The organism is Shouchella xiaoxiensis, from assembly GCF_016907895.1.
GTDB classification, from domain to species: Bacteria; Bacillota; Bacilli; order Bacillales; family Bacillaceae_D; genus Shouchella; species Shouchella xiaoxiensis.
Genome location: NZ_JAFBCV010000005.1, coordinates 238,614 through 255,901, shown reverse-complemented (window position 1 = coordinate 255,901; position 17,288 = coordinate 238,614). Strand labels below are relative to the sequence as shown.

Genomic DNA, 17,288 nt, shown 5'->3' with positions numbered 1-17,288 from the left:
GAAAGTACTTGCGCCATTCTTTTTAGCGCGCAAGCACTTTCTCAATGTCTGTCCAAACATAAATCTCTTCATCGAGTGTAGCTCCACCAATCTCAATTTGTTTCGTCTCGTGTAGGTCGGCCCCGTAATAGCTGTAAAACTGGCGCGTGCGATTGTCTTTCAAGACTTCAACATAGACTTTCGTACAGCCTGCGCCTTTTAAGTGGGCGAGTTGTGCCTGCAGAAGCGCTTTGCCAATGCCTTTACCGTGGTGGACATCCAGTAAATAGAGCGAAGTGAGGTCTCCCGCTTGTCCATTAGCCGTTTTTTCTCTTAGACGGGAATCGGCAAAACCAATGATTTTTCCGTCTAAGCTTTCAGCTACTGTGACGTAGCCATTCTCACTCGGAATAATCGTTTTCCACATGTCGGCACGTTTTTCATGAGATAGTTTTTGTAAAAAGGACGCGGGTACAATGCCTGCATAAGTTGTTTTCCAGCTGTCGACATGCACATGGGCAATTGCTTGAGCATCGTCAACCGTTGCTTCACGAATAATCATCTTGTTCTTCCTCCTAGAAGTTTAATCTTTCTTTCATTCTAACGTAAAAGCGATTATATGAGTGGTGGTTTTTAAATTTGTTAAGGGTAATCTGGTTTTTATGTAAGTCTTTTTCCAATTAAGGGTGAGCGCCGTCACTGCAGCTCTACAGACCTCCTAAGCATTTCGGCTTTATCGGGAGGATATAGCAGGAGAACGATGTTAAATAGGGGGAAGGATCTTCGTTATTTTCGCTTAAGCGCTTATATTCAGATATTAGACGTTTGCAGAAACGGCGTAAGCATCCTATGATTAGAAAGGGTTAAAACGTAAGAAAAAAATAAAGTGCAAAAGCGCACTCATTCCAAAAAAGGAGGATTTTATGGCTCAAACCCCCGTATTAACGCTTGAAAAGCCAACCGTTGAAGACGGAGCTGCAATGTGGCAGCTGGCAGAGGAGTCGTCGCTTGATTCTAACTCGTCATACAAGTATATAATGATGTGTGAATATTTCGACGAAACTTGTATTGTCGCGAAAGAAGACGATGAGCTAGTTGGCTTTATTACAGGTTTTATCCCGCCAAAACAGCCTGACACATTGTTTATTTGGCAAGTGGGAGTGGCTGAATCTCAACGTGGAAAAGGTTTAGCGCTCGATCTGCTGCTAACCTTGTGCGAGCGTCATGCATGTGAAGCGGTCAACTATGTAGAAGCAACGGTTACACCGTCCAACATTGCCTCTCAATCGTTGTTTAAAAAGCTGGCTCGAACACGAGGAACATCTTGTCGCATCACGGATTGTTTTGGAGAAGAGCTATTTCCGGATGAAAACCATGAGGAAGAAAAAACATTTCGCATTGGACCACTTAAGTCTTAAAAAAAGATTCTAGGGAGGAACACCATAACGTGAATAAAACAAATATGACTATTTTTGAAGATTTAGAATCAGAAGTACGAAGCTATTGTCGTGCTTTTCCAACCGTATTTACAAAAGCAAAGGGTTGGAAAATGTGGGATGAAGAGGGGAACGAATACATTGATTTCTTCTCAGGAGCAGGTGCCCTGAACTATGGTCACAATGACGATAAAATGAAACAGGCGCTTGTTGGCTACATCATGGAGGATGGCGTGACTCACTCGCTTGATATGGCGACAAAGCCGAAAGCAGAATTTCTAACGGCATTTCAAGAAATCATTTTAAAGCCTAGAAAACTAGATTATAAAGTCATGTTTCCAGGTCCAACAGGGACGAACACGGTTGAAGCGGCTTTAAAGCTTGCCCGAAAAGCAACGGGTCGTACCGATATTATCAGCTTTACAAACGGATTCCATGGAATGACAATTGGTTCTTTAGCCGTGACGGGTAATGCCTTTAAACGAAAAGGAGCAGGGATTCCGCTAACTAATGTTGTAACGATGCCGTATGACAATTTTGTCAATGAAGGTCTAGATTCACTTGACTATCTTGAACAGTTTTTAACAGAGGGTGGATCTGGAGTCGATATTCCAGCTGCCGTTATTCTAGAAACGGTTCAAGGAGAGGGCGGACTGAATGCCGCGCGTACGGAATGGTTACAGCGATTAGATCGAATATGCAAAACACATGATATCTTGATGATCATTGATGATGTCCAGGCTGGGGTTGGACGAACTGGAACCTTTTTCAGCTTTGAAGAAGCAGGTATTAAGCCAGATATTGTCTGTTTGTCGAAGTCGATTGGCGGTTACGGAACGCCGTTCGCGCTAACGTTATTTAAGCCTGAACTCGATCTTTGGGAACCGGGCGAACATAATGGGACATTCCGTGGAAACAACCACGCGTTTGTCACTGCAACAGTGGCGTTAGATTATTGGAAAGATACGACCTTTGAGCAGTCAATTAAAGCAAAGTCTGGTACGGTCCATGCCTTTTTGACAAAGCTGGTCGACACATATTCGGAAATTCAAGGGCATGTAAAAGGACGCGGCTTGATGATTGGGATTGAATCTCAAGTTGAAGGACTAGCAAGTAAGGTGGCGCAGGAGGCTTTCACAAGAGGGTTAATTATGGAAACCGCTGGGGCAAACGATGAGGTCTTTAAGCTGTTCCCTGCTTTAACGATTGATGAGGGAGCATTGGAAAAAGGACTAACCATTCTTGAAGACAGTGTGCGGGCTGTGCTCGGAGTGAAAGAAGCAGTAACAAACTAGGAGGGTATTTTCATGAAGGTAGTAAAACTAGAAGAAATCATAGGAACAGAAAGAGATGTTGACGGAGGGAACTGGACGAGTCAACGGATTGTTGTTGAGAAAGACGGGATGGGTTATTCGGTTCACGATACGCAAATTAAAGCGGGTACGGAGACGCATCTATGGTATAAGTATCATCTAGAGTCTGTTTATATCATTGAAGGTGAAGGAGAAGTTGAAACGGTTAAGGACGGAAAAGTATGGCCAGTAAAGAAATTCGAGTGCTATGTACTTGATGAGAATGATGAACATTACCTCCGTGCAAAAACGGATATGCGGATGGTATGCGTCTTTAACCCAGCCACAACTGGCAAAGAAATTCATGATGAAGACGGGGCCTATCAACTGCCTGAACATATGCTTAAATAAGCTTGAATGCGTCAAGTCCCATGACAGTAAAGCAAAACCAATCTTGACTATATGAATCGATTAGAAATCGCCTTGTTTCCTAAATGGTCGGTGTGATACCGACATTTAAAACGATAAGGCGATTTTTTTGCGAAGAATAAGTTGATGGAACAAAGGCTCAGTCATATTCCTGCGACAAGCGCGTTTTTACTATGCTTAATAGGAAACTACATTAGACTAAGAAACAAAAGTACGAATCTTTTAACAATAGTTTGCTAGTTTTACTCGTACTTGATAAAATGAGAAATAGCAAAGTGTGAAAGCGCATTCAAATATGTTGAAAAGGGGTTTTTCAAATGATGAATACACCATTAACCATTCCGCCGATGTTGGAACGTGCGGAACGCTACTTCCCAGCAAAACAAGTTGTCTCACGAACACAGGAAAAGACTCATCGATTAACCTACAAAGAAATAGGGAAGCGGACAAGAGCTTTAGCGAGTGTGTTAGTGGAACTTGGGCTGAAGCGAGGAGAACGAGTTGGAACGGTGGCGTGGAATCATCATCGCCATTTGGAAGCGTATTTTGCCGCACCTGGGATCGGCGCTGTGTTACATATGATCAATATGAGACTTTCTCCTGATCATCTGGTGTATGTGATTAATCATGCCGAAGATCGAATTTTACTTATTGACGAAGACCTACTCCCGCTGATTGAAGCAGTTCAAGACCAATTAACGACAGTGCACACATTTATCCTGCTGTCTGATAAAGAGCAGCTTCCTAAATCAACGCTTGCACCTTTATATTCATATGAATCGTTGCTTGAAAAGGGCAATTCGGCATTCCCATTTTTAGATGATATTGATGAAAATGAGCCTGCGGCGATGTGCTATACATCCGCTACAACAGGAAAACCAAAGGGAGTTTTGTACTCTCATAGAGGAATTACGCTTCATAGCTTGGTCCAAGGTATGGTCGACACGACGGCAATATCGGAACGGGATGTGTGCATGCCTGTAGTGCCGATGTTCCATGTAAATGCTTGGGGACTGCCTTTTAGCGCTACATTTTACGGGGCAACACAAGTTCTTCCTGGGCCGCAGTTTACGCCCCAACTGCTTGCGGAATTGATCGAGCAAGAAAAGGTCACTTTTACTGGCGGTGTCCCTACAATTTGGCTTGGTCTGCTTCAGGTCATAAAGAAAGGAAATTATGATCTGAGCAGCCTAAGAGGCGTTGTTTGTGGTGGTTCGGCTGCACCGAAAAGCATGATTGAAGCCTTTGAAAAAGAATTGAACATTCCATTTTTCCACGCGTATGGAATGACGGAAACATCACCAATCGTATCCTTTTCCAGCTTAAAGAGCCATCAGCTTAGCTGGGCAGAAGAAGATCGCTATAACGTCCGTGCTAAACAAGGCATGGCGGTACCGCTCATTGAGATAAAAGGTGTGAATGAGAATGGCGAGATTGCTTGGGACGGCAATGAAATGGGTGAACTGTTAATTCGTGGCCCTTGGATTGCTGATCAATACCATGAAGATGAGCGAAGTAAAGAAGCCTTCCGAAATGGCTGGCTTCATACGGGCGATGTTGTCACAATTGATGAAGAAGGGTCAATTAAGATCGTCGATCGTACGAAGGACTTAATTAAGAGTGGTGGAGAGTGGATTTCTTCCGTTGATTTGGAAAACGCGATCATGGGACATAAAGCCGTACTTGAGGCGGCTGTTGTTGCTGTTCCCCACGAAAAGTGGCAAGAACGACCTGTTGCTTGTGTTGTATTAAAAGAGGGGGAGCAGGCTACAAAAGAAGACATTAATGCCTATCTGGCAACGCAATTTTCAAAATGGTGGCTGCCGGATGATGTTATCTTTATGGAACAACTGCCACGAACATCGGTCGGTAAGTTTTTGAAACGGGCATTACGTGATCAAGTCGTAAAAGCAACTTAATGAATGAAAAACAAAAACAGGCAGCCGACTAGGCTGCCTGTTTTTGTGGTGCTAAATGAAATGTTCAACGTTATGATCGCTTTATTGAGGGTGGATAATGATTGCGCTTACATATTGTTGTGGTACGTGCATATAGTTGATTAGAAGAGTAGTCCAAATTCTATTCGTTTACACGAAAATCACTAACTTTTTGTAAAAATTGTAAACAATTTAAGTGAGGTATGTTCTCAATACGTTAATTTTAAAGAAGATGTATGGCTTCTGTAAACGAAGCAAAATTCTATCAAACTTATGTTTAAATGAACGTACATTGTGACAAGGAGGCACGGCAGCATGAAGCAAGTGGAGTTGATTGATCTAACTAAATCCTATGATAAGCAAAAAAATGTGCTTAATGAAATTAGTCTATCAATTGAGAAGGGGGAATTTTTTGTACTAGTTGGTCCGTCTGGTTGTGGCAAAAGCACGTTGTTGCGAATGGTTGCGGGACTTGAGGAGATTACAGGGGGTACGTTGCTACTAAATGGAGAAGAGGCAAACATGTTGGCTCCAAAAGACCGGAATCTATCAATGGTTTTTCAAAATTATGCCTTGTATCCCCACTTGACTGTTGAACAGAACATTGTTTTTGGGCTGGATGCAAAACGGGTGAAAAAGCCCGAACAAAAACGGCGTATGAAAGAAGCTGCAGAGATGATGGGATTAACCGACCTGTTAGAAAGAAAGCCAAAAGAGTTGTCTGGTGGACAACGGCAGCGTGTTGCGCTAGCTCGAGCTGTCGTCAGTGAAGCCCCTCTTTGTTTAATGGATGAGCCTCTTTCCAATTTAGATGCCAAGCTCCGTGCTCATATGCGAATCGAGATTCGTAGATTGCAAAGAAAATTAGGACTGACAATGATTTATGTTACCCATGACCAAGTTGAAGCAATGACAATGGGTGACCGCATAATGGTATTAAATGATGGAGTCATCCAGCAAGTCGGTAGTCCGATTGATTTGTACAATGAACCTGCTAATCTATTTGTCGCTACTTTTATAGGTTCGCCGAAAATGAACACAGCAAATGCCCTTGTGAATCATCAGTTAAATCAGGTTGAAATAGGAAACACGCTTACTCTCTCTCTACCCGACAGTCTTGCCGGATTGGGTGAGCACGTAACAGCAGCTATTCGCTCAGAGCATATTCAGTATGAGCCATTGGAAGCCGCACAGCAGCTTGATGTTGCGAGCGTGGAACAACTAGGGAATGAAACATTAATTACGTTTAGTGTTGGTGAAGAACTATGGACAGCCAAATGGCCAGGGCAATGGGCGATAAAAACAGGTGATCGAGTGCCTGTTAAGCTGGAACCAAGTCACTTCCATTTCTTTGATTCAACGACCGGGGCGCTTTTGAAATCCGCTGAAGTGCAAACCGTACAAAAGGTTCTGTTATGACGAAGACGCAGACATCCGCGTACGTTTCGCAAGCGCATTTATTTAAACAGCAAAAACGAAAGCGGAGCCGGTTAAATTTTGGGAAGGGAATGCTTTTTCTATTTCCATCGCTGCTGTTATTTAGTGTGTTTTTGTTTTACCCAATGGCGCGGACCCTTTATTTAAGCTTTTTCTTAACGGATAACCGTGGTATGGCGACCGTGTTCGTAGGATTTGAGAACTTTACGAGAATTTTCTCGTCGGATTTATTTATAAAGTCCTTAACATCGACTTTCTTGTTTGTTTTATATACGGTTCCTGGGACGATTTTAATTGCGTTGTTTTTAGCGATTCTTGCCAACGAAAAATTACGTGGCATCGGTATTTTTCGCATGATATTTTCATCTACGATGGGGATTTCAGTCGCTGCGGCTTCTGTGTTCTGGTTGTTTTTGTTTCATCCAAGCATTGGTTTCCTAAATCAAATTCTTAGCTGGTTTGGGGTTGGTGCAATTGGTTGGCTTACCGATCCAAGCTGGGCATTGTTCTCTGTTTCCATCTCAACAATATGGATGAATCTAGGCTTTACTTTTTTAATCTTGCTTGGTGGACTGCAATCGATCGACCGCTATTTATATGAATCTGCTGATATTGACGGGGCGGGATACTTTTATAAACTGCGGCGTATTACGATTCCGATGCTGTCACCTACTTTGTTTTTTGTCGTGACGGTAACGATGATTAATGCGTTTCAGACATTTGGTCAAATCGACATGTTGACGCGCGGAGGACCGCAAAATGAAACGAACTTGCTTGTTTATTCGATTTACAGAGAGGCGTTTGTCAATTATCAATATGGAACGGCAAGTGCGCAAGCCGTTATTTTGTTTGCGATTATTCTACTGATGACGCTAATCCAGTTTAAGCTTGGCGAAAAGAAGGTGCATTACCAATGATGATGACGTGGAAACGTAAATTACTGTTCTACTTGCTATTAATCGTCTCAGCGGCCGTGCTGTTCGCCCCGGCTATTTTAGCCTTTCTAATGAGTTTTATGACGAGCCAGGATACATTGACCGGCCAGATTATTCCAAGCGCTTGGACGTTTGAAAACTACATTCAAGCGTTTCAACGATTTCCGCTGATGAACTATTTATTAAATAGCCTTATTGTGTCTTTTGTTATCATGATCGGGCAGCTTATCCTATGTAGCTTAGCGGCCTATGCCTTTGTATTTTTGAAATTTAAAGGGCGGGACGCCTTGTTCTTTGTGTTTATTGCAACGATGATGATTCCTTTTGAAGCGTCAATCATCCCTAATTTCCAAACCATTCGTGAATTAGGACTTTTAAATACGTATCCAGGTTTGACCTTGCCGTTTTTTGCGATGGCGTTTGGTACATTTCTGCTGCGGCAGACATTTAAGCAAATTCCAATTGAGTTAAAAGAGGCGAGTCAAATTGCTGGAATGGGCGATTTTAAATTTTATTTGACGGTCGTATTGCCTGTTGCCCGCACAAGCTTGGTGACGCTTGGTATTTATGGATTTTTAACATCATGGAATATGTACTTATGGCCATTGCTCGCGACGACAAATGATTCGGTGCGAACGGTTCAAATAGGCTTAAAACAGCTGCAATCGCAGGAGACATTAAACCAATGGGGAGTCGTGATGGCAGGAGCCGTCATTGTTATTCTTCCGACATTAATTCTTCTGTTTTTAGGGCAGAAGAAACTTCAGCGCGGACTGGCTGAAGGAGCGCTTAAATAAGAACGAGGAGATGGAATGATGAAACGAAAATTAGGGATATTGATTAGCTCAATGAGTATAGTTGCGCTTGCAGCGTGTGGATCATCGGATGGTACAGGCGGAGATGAAAAGACGATTGTCACGTTCTGGCATTCAATGGGTGGCCCCGCGCAAGTAGCGTTAGATCAAATTGTATCTTCATATAACGAATCGCAGGATGAGGTACAAGTGAATGCAGAATTCCAGGGGACCTACGAGGAGTCATTGCCTAAATTCCACAGTGTAGGTGGAACAGAAGATGCTCCGACGATTATTCAAGTGCAAGAAATCGGTTCAATGTCGATGATCAACAGCGGTAATATTGAGCCAATTCAGCGATTTATCGATGAAGAAGAGTATGATATGAGCGGTTTAGAAGAAAATATAACCAATTACTATAACATTGACGGTCAGTTCTATTCGATGCCGTTTAATTCATCGACACCTGTTATGTATTACAACAAAGATGCTTTTGAAGCGGCTGGTCTTGATCCGGAAGCCCCTCCGCAAACGTACGAGGAAATTGAAGCAGCCGGTCAAACAATTGCTGAAGCAAATGACGGTATGCGTGGATTTGCCCTTCAAGCGTATGGCTGGTTGTTTGAAGAACTTTTGGCTAACCAAGGTGGGCACTTACTCAATAACGACAATGGGCGGAGCGATCTAGCAACAGAAGTGGCATTTGATGATGAAAAAGGCAGATCGATTTTTAAATGGGTGGAACGAATGATTGAAGATGAAACGTTCATGAACTACGGAACCAACTCTGACAACATGGTCGCAGGCTTTTTATCTGGTGAAGTAGCGATGTTTATGCAATCATCGGCTCAATCGAGGGACGTCATTGATAATGCGCCATTTGAGGTCGGAGTTGGATTTATTCCTTATCCAGAGCAGGAGGAAAGAGAAGGGGTTGTCATCGGCGGTGCAAGCTTATGGATGTCTGCTGGCAAAGAGGACGCGGAGCAAGAGGCCGCTTGGGACTTTATGAAGTACATGGCAACTCCGGAGATTCAGGCGGAATGGCATGTCGGAACGGGCTATTTTGCCATTAACCCAGCAGCATATGATGAACAGGTTGCCCAAGATGCCTACGTAGATATGCCGCAGTTGCAAACAGCTGTCCAGCAGCTTCAAGCAACAACACCTACTGTTGCGACACAAGGGGCATTAATGGATATGATTCCAGAAGAAAGAAAAATTATCGAAACGGCTCTTGAGTCTGTTTACAATGGTGAGAATGCTGACGCAGCTTTTGATGAGGCGGTTAATCAAGTTAACGCGGCGATTGAACAAGCAAATAAAGCAAGAGGCAACTAAGCAAAAAAGGGAACGGTGTCACTCATCGTCCCCTTTTCTTTTTTGAAGGGAGCGGGAACAGTTGACGAAATGGCAAATAATTGTTCTGGTTGGGTGTTGTCTCCTTGTTGGTTTTGTGCTCGCGTTTGAATTGAATACGCTCGGAAAAGAGACAAGTGGTCTGACGGAACAAGGTGAAGAAGAGCTTGTACTTAAGGACAAACCTGTTCAAATTTATGCGCATCGCGGAGCAAAGGACCGAGCAAATGAAGCAACTCTTGCGGCCTACGACATAGCGGCAAAAGACGGGGTAGACGCGCTCGAAATTGACTTGCGCATGACAAAAGATGGTGTGCTTGTCGCTATGCATGACAAAATGATTGACCGGACAACTGACGGAATAGGAAACGTTGAAACGTATACACTTGAGCAGTTAAAGCGTTTTAACACAGTAGGCGTTTTTAATGGGAGCGAAATGAGAGAACCGATTCCGACCCTTGAAGAAATTTTGCAGCGGTATGGAAAAAGGGAAACGTATTATATTGAAACACGCCTTGTTGGAGATCAATTAAAAATGGAAGAAACGCTTATTCAGCTTTTAAACGACCATGACGTACTAGCATCTCAATTCGTTATGCTGCAGTCTTTTTCAGATGCGAGCCTTGCGAGGCTGACAGAACTTGCCCCAGAGATACCGTTAACCAAACTGATTCGACGTGGGGAATTTAAGCTTGATGAAGCTCTACAATCTCCGTACCAAACGATTGGTGCGGAAGCAGGCGACTTGCATGAAGCAGACGTGCAGGCGTTACGAACTGCCGGTAAAGCAGTGCATGTTTACTTCACCGATAGCGACACGGAGAGAGAAGAGCAGCAACGAGTGAACGAATATGGAATTGATGGATTGTTCACAGACCAAATTGAATTTACAAAAAAGCTGTTAGAGACAGAATGAAAGGTAACGCTTGTTACAATAACGATAAGAATTGTGAAACAGTAGTTTGGAATGTAAAAAGGCATGCTTGTTGTTATTCATGATTCACTGTTGACGGGGTTGGATTTGTCCGAGGCATGATGCTGGAAGAAATTAAACAATATACTGCTGGAACCTAGTTAATGAGAATGATGAAAGCAAGAGCCTGGTACAAAAGTAGATAGACAGACAAAAATGACGAACATTCCTGAAAATAGGAGCGTTCGTCATTTGTTTTATATTAAAAGTAGCAGAAGGAGAATCCGAGACTCCTGGGGCCAGCACGTGTCTGAAGACTATGGAGTGGTGGTTTTCCACGAAGGAGGCTGAGGCCGCGCCCCCGGAAAGCGAGGAATTCTCCTGTAGCGGTTCAGTATCAGTATTCATGTTCTCTGGTCTAACTACTAGCTTTAGCCCAACCTGTTAACGTGTCGAGTCATCCTTTTTCTCAGTCTGTACAAAAGCTCTAAAAAATCGGACCACCCAAGTCTGTCAGAAAAGGGGCAAAGGTTGAATCGGTCAATCGAGCACAAACATACGATGGAAGAGGCAATGAAGTTGTGTGCAAACGGGAGTGAGTGAATGGCAGAAAGGCGACTGTTTCATCTATTGTTTATTGCAAAGGATACCTCAACTTATATTGATCGTAACTATTCGTATCTAGAGAGAGAACTTGCGACACATGTCCAAGTAACGGTTTGGCGAAAGTCAGGTCATCTCCAGTCTATTTTAAAGCAACTGACTGTGGTGCCTGATTTCATCATAATCGTCAATGATATCGGAAAGAAGATGGAGCCTGTTGTGCATGGACTTGCTACAACCTTGATTCCATCTGCTCTGTTTGTAAACGATGTGCATCGATTTACGGAAAAGAGACGCCAGTTTTTAAGGAAGAACCCGAATACGTATGTATTTAGTGTAACTAGGGACGCTTGCTATACGGCGTACCCGGAATTCGCAGATCGAATACGCTGGCTGCCTCATTTTGTTGAGCCTCGTATCTTTAAAGACTATCAATTAGAGAAGAACTATGAGCTGCTCTTGCTTGGGGCAGTGGGTGCGGCGTATCCATTTCGCGAGCATCTATTAAAAACATTCGCCAATGATTCCAACTTTATCTATCGACCTCATCCAGGCTATACCTTTGATGAAACAGATCGGAAAGGATTGGTCGGTAAACGTTATGCAATGGAATTAAACAAAGCGAAACTGTTTTTTACCTGTCCCTCTCTATATGGTTATCCCGTAAAAAAATACTACGAAGCCCTTGCCTGCCATACACTTCTGTTAGCCCCGAGTTTTAACGAATTAGAAGACCTCGGATTCAAGCCTGGTACACATTTTATCAAAGTCGATGAAGAAAATGTTGCTGAGGCAACTGCGTATTATTTGCATCAGCATAAGGAAAGAGAATTGGTTGCACAGCAAGGTCATTTATTTATTCATAAAAACCACTCAACGGCTGTGCGGACAAAGCAGTTAATCGACCAGATTGAAGAAATACTTTATATGAAGGGAAAATAAAGGATGACAGAAAAAGCAAAAGTAGGACGCAATGTTGTAATTGAGGAAGGTGTTGTGCTCGGAAATCATGTAGTGATTGGCGACAACACGGTTATTTTAAGTGGAACAGAGCTTGGAGATGAAGTTGAGGTGGGGGCGAACTGTGTGCTGGGCATTCAGCCGGGCGGTAATAAGCGGATGAGAAAAACAGGTGAAGGAACACGCAAGCTCGTGATTGGCAAAGGCACAAAACTTGGTTCGCTTGTCTCTGTTTATGCTGGAACGAAGCTTGGAGACCATGTTTTCGTTGGAGATCATGCAAGCATAAGGGAAGCGGTCACGGTTGGAGCAGGAACCGTGATTGGCCGGTCTGCTATCGTTGAATTAAATACAACAATCGGCGCCAACTGCACGATCCAGACGTCGGCTTATGTAACAGGTGACACGATTATTGAAGACAATGTGTTTATCGGTCCGTGCGTGTCGATGTCCAATGACAAATATATGGGAGCAAAAGCATACGAGATGAAGGGGCCACATATTGAATCGGGTGCTAAAATCGGGAATAATGCAACGCTTTTACCTGGTGTCCGAGTTGGTGCGGGAACAATTGTTGGAGCTGGTGCCGTTGTTACAAAAGACACGGGCAATCATGTTGTTGTTGCTGGAGTACCTGCGCGGCTGCTGAAGGAGGAAGGCAAGTGACAAAAGTATGCATGCTTGTGCATACCCATTCGTTTCTCGATACGCGTATCTTTCAAAAAGAGGCAAAGTCGTTACAGAAACATGGGTATGAGGTTGTCATGATTGTACCCCGAATAAAAGGGAAATTATTTCGCATCAATAAGGAACCGTTTGAAAATGAATTGTTGGAAACCTCTTTTATGTATGAAGGCATCAAAATCGTCACCTATGATTTTGAGACGTTTAAACCAACCGTTGAACATATGCAGGAATATATCGATTCTGATACGTTGTCATTCAATAATCCGCTTGTAAAGCTAGGGCTGGCTGAAAATGCTGATGTGTACCATGCTCATGAAGTCGCTTCTTTGTTTGCGGGCATCGGCATTAAACGCCTACGTAAAAAAAATGGGAAGCCTGTTAAATTGATTTTTGATAGCCATGATTTGATCCCGGATCCCTTTGACAAAAAGCCTAAATTTATCGCAATGGGAAAATTGCTTGATGATATGTTAACGGAAATTGATCAACTGATTACCGTATCGCCTTCAATAAAAGCGTATTACATTACGAAACAACCGCTTCTGCCGATCGAGATTCTGTATAATTCTCCGCCGCTAAATCATGATTATCAGGCGCGAGTACCAAAAGAAACGGAGTTGACTGTAGGCTACGAAGGGCATGTTGCTGACAACAAAAAAGGAAGCAGCGATAAGATCTATAAAATAACGGAACTTGCTAAGCAACAGGTCAATTCCTTTACGTTCAAAATTATTGGGGGCGTTTTGCATGGTCATAAGCTTGACGTTCCAAAAGATTTACAGCCTCATATCTCTCTGACTGGTTGGGTTCCTTTTGAAGGCATTGCGAAGGAGATGGCTGAGGTTGATATTGGCTGGATCGATTTTGATGATTTATCAAACTCGTTAAACCGTTCCTATGCGCTACCAAATAAGTTTTTTAGTTATTTAAATAACGGAATACCGGTTATCGTCAATAAATGCCATGATATGGAGCAGTTTATCCAGACACACCAATGTGGCATTGTATTAAACAAACAAAAAGCAACAGGAGACGATTACGCGGAAGCTGTGTTGTATTTGCATCAAAATCGAGATTTATTAAAACAAATGAGTGTGAATGCACGCAAAGCGATGGAGAATTTGTACAACTGGGAGAAAATGGAGCAACGAATGCTGCAGCTGTATGAAACGTTACTAGCAGACAAACCAAAAAGCTTTTATATCGAAAAATAAAAAACACTTTCCTTCTAACTAGAAGGAAAGTGTTTTCTTATAATCGTATAAATTTGGTTTGCGGAGTGGCCGTCACCGAATAGAGCTGGATAGACTGGCTGTTCCTTCGCCTGATGCACCGTTTTTACAATTGCTGCAGGATCACTTGCGTCAACGAGTTGGTTCCAATGAGATTCAACAGTTTCGATCCATTCTGTTTCATCGCGCAAAGTGACACAAGGAATGCGCAACATATAGGCCTCTTTTTGTACGCCACCAGAATCGGTTAAAATCGCCTTGGCTTGACTCATAAGTGCAAGCATATCGAAATAATCCAGTGGGTCAATAAAGAGTAGATTTCCCTTTTTATCAGAGACTGGAGAATCAAGTAGCTGTAATTGTTTCTTCGTTCGGGGATGGAGTGGCAGAATAACTTTCTTCCCCAGTTTTGAGAAGGATTCCATGATGGCGGCAAGCCTTGGTAAATCATCGGTATTTTCGGCGCGGTGAATGGTTGCGACATAATACTCTTTTGAAGTTAGGTTTAATTGATTAAGAATCGTTGATTGTTCTTGTGCTATGTCTTTGTAATGAAGGACGGCATCATACATAATGTCGCCTGTCGCGTATACTCCTTTTGTAATGCCTTCGCTTTTTAACTGAGCAGCTGCCGCTTGCGTCGGGCAAAACAACAGACTTGATAGATGGTCGGTGACAATTCGATTAATTTCTTCAGGCATCCGGCGGTTGAAGCTACGCAAGCCAGATTCAACATGAATAATCGGAATGTGGAGCTTGGACGATGCAAGGCTGCCAGCAATGGTTGAATTGGTGTCGCCATATACTAATACTGCATCTGGGTTTTCTTTGACAAGTACTTGTTCAAGCTCCATCAACATTTTGCCAGTTTGTTCTCCGTGTGACCCAGAACCAATTCCGAGATGGTAATCCGGTTTGGGAATATTCAATTGGTCGAAGAAGACGTCGGACATATTGGCATTGTAGTGCTGACCTGTATGCACGAGCACTTCTTGAATTGAAGCGTCTTGACGTAACCGTTTTGAAACCATACAAGCTTTTATAAATTGAGGGCGTGCCCCGATGACGGTAACGAGTTTCATTGTTGCCTCCTATTAGTTGCACCAATCAGGTGTTAGTTTCATTCGATATTAGAGGACGTTCATAAATTCCGGGAAAAATAGCAGTCGACTATCGGCGTCAGCTTGCTTCTGCGTTCCTCACGTACCAAAAACGTACGCTCCGGTACTCGAAGCTGCGCTTCCTTGATCTTCTCGGCTCTTTTTGTCCTCGTTTTTGAACCGATATTACTAGAGGACGTTCAAAAATTCCGGGAAAAATAGCAGTCGACTATCGGCGTCAGCTTGTTTCTGCGTTCCTCACGTACCAAAAACGTACGCTCCGGTACTCGCAGCTGCGCTTTCTTGATCTTCTCGGCTCTTTTTGTCCTCATTTTTGAACCGATATTACTAGAGGACGTTCAAAAATTCTGGGAAAAATAGCTGTCGACTATCGGCGTCAGCTTGTTTCTGCGTTCCTCACGTACCAAAAACGTACGCTCCGGTACTCGCAGCTGCGCTTCCTTGATCTTCTCGGCTCTTTTTGTCCTCATTTTTGAACCGATATTACTAGAGGACGTTCAAAAATTCTGGGAAAAATAGCTGTCGACTATCTGCGTCAGCTTTGCTTCTGCGTTCCTCACGTACCAAAAACGTACGCTCCGGTACTCGCAGCTGCGCTTCCTTGATCTTCTCGGCTCTTTTTGTCCTCATTTTTGAACCGATATTACTAGAGGACGTTCAAAAATTCCGGGAAAAATAGCAGTCGACTATCGGCGTCAGCTTGCTTCTGCGTTCCTCACGTACCGAGAACGTAGGTGCTGGAAGCAGAAGTTGCGTTCGTCATGTTCTCAGCTCTTTTCTTCTCTTCTCTCTTGAACATGCACTACTAATAAATGTATGGCGAATACGGTTTTATGCCACGGCATTAAGCATAAATAGATGGCTACCTTGAGGACGAAGGAGGAGACAATGAGCAAAACAATTTGTTTTCTAGTGGCGGAACATCCTTTTTTAGATGCGCGGATTTTTCAAAAAGAAGCAAAAAGCCTTGTGCGAAAAGGATACAACGTCACGATGATTATACCGAGGCGAGAAGGGTTTTTATTTGATATAGATGGATCTTTGCTAACGGATTGTTTTTTGGAAACTTCATTTATGCATGAAGGCGTTCGAATCATTGCCTATGATCCGCCACGTGCAAAACGGCAGATTGCGAGGCAATTGTATTATGCAAAATCAGGCAAACTAGACCCCTTGCCTAGTCCATTAACAACACTCGGAGTGGAGCTTCAGGCTGACCTTTATCACGCGCATGAATTCTCTTCTTGCTATGACGCGCTTATGATCAAGCGGGTACTTAACCAAAGAAAGCAACGGACTCGAATCATTTATGACAGCCATGAACTGGTGCCGGACGCGCTGGAGAAGATGAGTCGGATAACACGAGTGAAGATGACAGAACTGCTGGAGCAAATGTTTAAGGAGTTAGATACGGTCATTACTGTATCCAAGTCGATCCAACAAAGGTACGAGCAAATGAACGCTATTGTGCCGGTTGAGGTGCTTTTTAATTCTCCTTTATTGTCACCATTCGAACAGAAAAACAAAGATGACCATTCCCCGCTTGTTCTTGGCTATGTCGGGCGGATGGATGAAGATAAAGGCAGTTTAGCGAGGTTAATTCAAATCGTTGAGTATGCGAATCGTTTTATTAATTTACGGGTGAAAGTGATTGGTGGGCTAGCAGAACCAGCCAGAAATAGAGTGCCTGAACATATACGGAAGAAAATTGATTGGGTCGGCTGGGTCCCCTATGAAAAACTGGCGGAAGAATTACGAGATATAGACATAGGTTGGATCGACATAAAAACGGAAAACTCACTTAATCGGATGTATTCGATGCCTAATAAGTTTTTCAGCTATTTAGAAAGAGGCATTCCTCCACTTGTTAACCGAGGGAAGGATATGAAAGCATTTATCAGTGAGTACCAGTGTGGTTTTGTGCTAGAAGAAAATGCTTCACCAGTCGATTTTGCTAAAGCGCTGATTCGATTAAACGAAGACCGAGCACAAATCACAGAGAGAGGTTTGCGTGCGAGGAAAGTGATGGAGGAAAGGTATGGCTGGGAAAAGATGGAGCAACATCTCTATGAGATTTACGAGCGACTTTTGTCAGAACCAGCGAAAAGATGAATTTCCACTTTTCTCTTGATTTAGTAGTCCAGTCATCTAAAAAACCCCTACATACAGTAGGT

At 43.2% G+C, this 17,288-nt stretch carries 15 protein-coding genes; 13 read left to right on the top strand and 2 right to left on the bottom strand.

The features are described 5' to 3' along the window. Positions 1-22: 22 nt before the first annotated feature. Positions 23-541, bottom strand: coding sequence for a GNAT family N-acetyltransferase (locus tag JOC54_RS10425; RefSeq protein WP_204466178.1), 519 nt, complete (start codon positions 539-541; stop codon positions 23-25). 361 nt (positions 542-902) lie between these two features. On the opposite strand from JOC54_RS10425, the gene ectA reads away from it, so the two are divergent. From ectA to JOC54_RS10365, 12 genes are all read left to right on the top strand, one after another. Then, entirely contained in the window at positions 903-1,397 is a 495-nt protein-coding gene (ectA, locus tag JOC54_RS10420; RefSeq protein WP_035417817.1) for a diaminobutyrate acetyltransferase, read from the top strand. 29 nt (positions 1,398-1,426) lie between these two features. After that, on the top strand, positions 1,427-2,710 hold the full coding sequence (ectB, locus tag JOC54_RS10415) for a diaminobutyrate--2-oxoglutarate transaminase (protein WP_204466175.1): 1,284 nt from the start codon (positions 1,427-1,429) through the stop codon (positions 2,708-2,710). A gap of 12 nt (positions 2,711-2,722) precedes the next feature. Continuing rightward, entirely contained in the window at positions 2,723-3,118 is a 396-nt protein-coding gene (locus JOC54_RS10410) for an ectoine synthase (RefSeq protein ID WP_035417815.1), read from the top strand. Positions 3,119-3,453: 335 nt separating this feature from the next. Then, positions 3,454-5,055, top strand: a complete 1,602-nt coding sequence (locus JOC54_RS10405; RefSeq protein ID WP_204466173.1) for a long-chain fatty acid--CoA ligase — start codon at positions 3,454-3,456, stop codon at positions 5,053-5,055. A gap of 333 nt (positions 5,056-5,388) precedes the next feature. Continuing rightward, positions 5,389-6,492 carry an ABC transporter ATP-binding protein gene (locus JOC54_RS10400; protein WP_054792832.1) on the top strand — a complete coding sequence of 368 codons (1,104 nt, stop codon included), beginning with the start codon at positions 5,389-5,391 and terminating at the stop codon, positions 6,490-6,492. Beyond that, positions 6,489-7,427: a carbohydrate ABC transporter permease gene (locus JOC54_RS10395; protein ID WP_204466171.1), complete on the top strand. Its 939-nt coding sequence runs from the start codon at positions 6,489-6,491 to the stop codon at positions 7,425-7,427. The genes JOC54_RS10400 and JOC54_RS10395 overlap by 4 nt, the downstream gene beginning before the upstream one ends. A 2-nt stretch (positions 7,428-7,429) precedes the next feature. Then, the gene (locus JOC54_RS10390) at positions 7,430-8,242 is read left to right on the top strand and encodes a carbohydrate ABC transporter permease (RefSeq protein WP_204466272.1); all 813 of its coding nucleotides are present in this window, start codon (positions 7,430-7,432) and stop codon (positions 8,240-8,242) included. Between the two features lie 18 nt (positions 8,243-8,260). Then, complete coding sequence (locus JOC54_RS10385; RefSeq protein ID WP_437183533.1) at positions 8,261-9,580, top strand: ABC transporter substrate-binding protein; 1,320 nt, start codon at positions 8,261-8,263, stop codon at positions 9,578-9,580. Between the two features lie 61 nt (positions 9,581-9,641). Next, positions 9,642-10,514: a glycerophosphodiester phosphodiesterase gene (locus JOC54_RS10380; RefSeq protein ID WP_204466167.1), complete on the top strand. Its 873-nt coding sequence runs from the start codon at positions 9,642-9,644 to the stop codon at positions 10,512-10,514. Between the two features lie 600 nt (positions 10,515-11,114). Then, the gene (locus JOC54_RS10375; protein ID WP_239586664.1) at positions 11,115-12,056 is read left to right on the top strand and encodes a glycosyltransferase; all 942 of its coding nucleotides are present in this window, start codon (positions 11,115-11,117) and stop codon (positions 12,054-12,056) included. Between the two features lie 3 nt (positions 12,057-12,059). Next, complete coding sequence (locus tag JOC54_RS10370) at positions 12,060-12,740, top strand: N-acetyltransferase (protein WP_204466165.1); 681 nt, start codon at positions 12,060-12,062, stop codon at positions 12,738-12,740. Continuing rightward, the gene (locus JOC54_RS10365) at positions 12,737-13,975 is read left to right on the top strand and encodes a glycosyltransferase (RefSeq protein ID WP_204466163.1); all 1,239 of its coding nucleotides are present in this window, start codon (positions 12,737-12,739) and stop codon (positions 13,973-13,975) included. Before JOC54_RS10370 ends, JOC54_RS10365 begins: the two co-directional genes overlap by 4 nt. 14 nt (positions 13,976-13,989) lie before the next feature. Here JOC54_RS10365 and wecB read toward each other — a convergent pair whose 3' ends face one another. Then, complete coding sequence (gene wecB, locus JOC54_RS10360; protein WP_204466161.1) at positions 13,990-15,075, bottom strand: non-hydrolyzing UDP-N-acetylglucosamine 2-epimerase; 1,086 nt, start codon at positions 15,073-15,075, stop codon at positions 13,990-13,992. A gap of 927 nt (positions 15,076-16,002) precedes the next feature. On the opposite strand from wecB, the gene JOC54_RS10355 reads away from it, so the two are divergent. Continuing rightward, the gene (locus JOC54_RS10355; RefSeq protein ID WP_204466158.1) at positions 16,003-17,226 is read left to right on the top strand and encodes a glycosyltransferase; all 1,224 of its coding nucleotides are present in this window, start codon (positions 16,003-16,005) and stop codon (positions 17,224-17,226) included. The last annotated feature ends 62 nt before the right edge of the window (positions 17,227-17,288 follow it).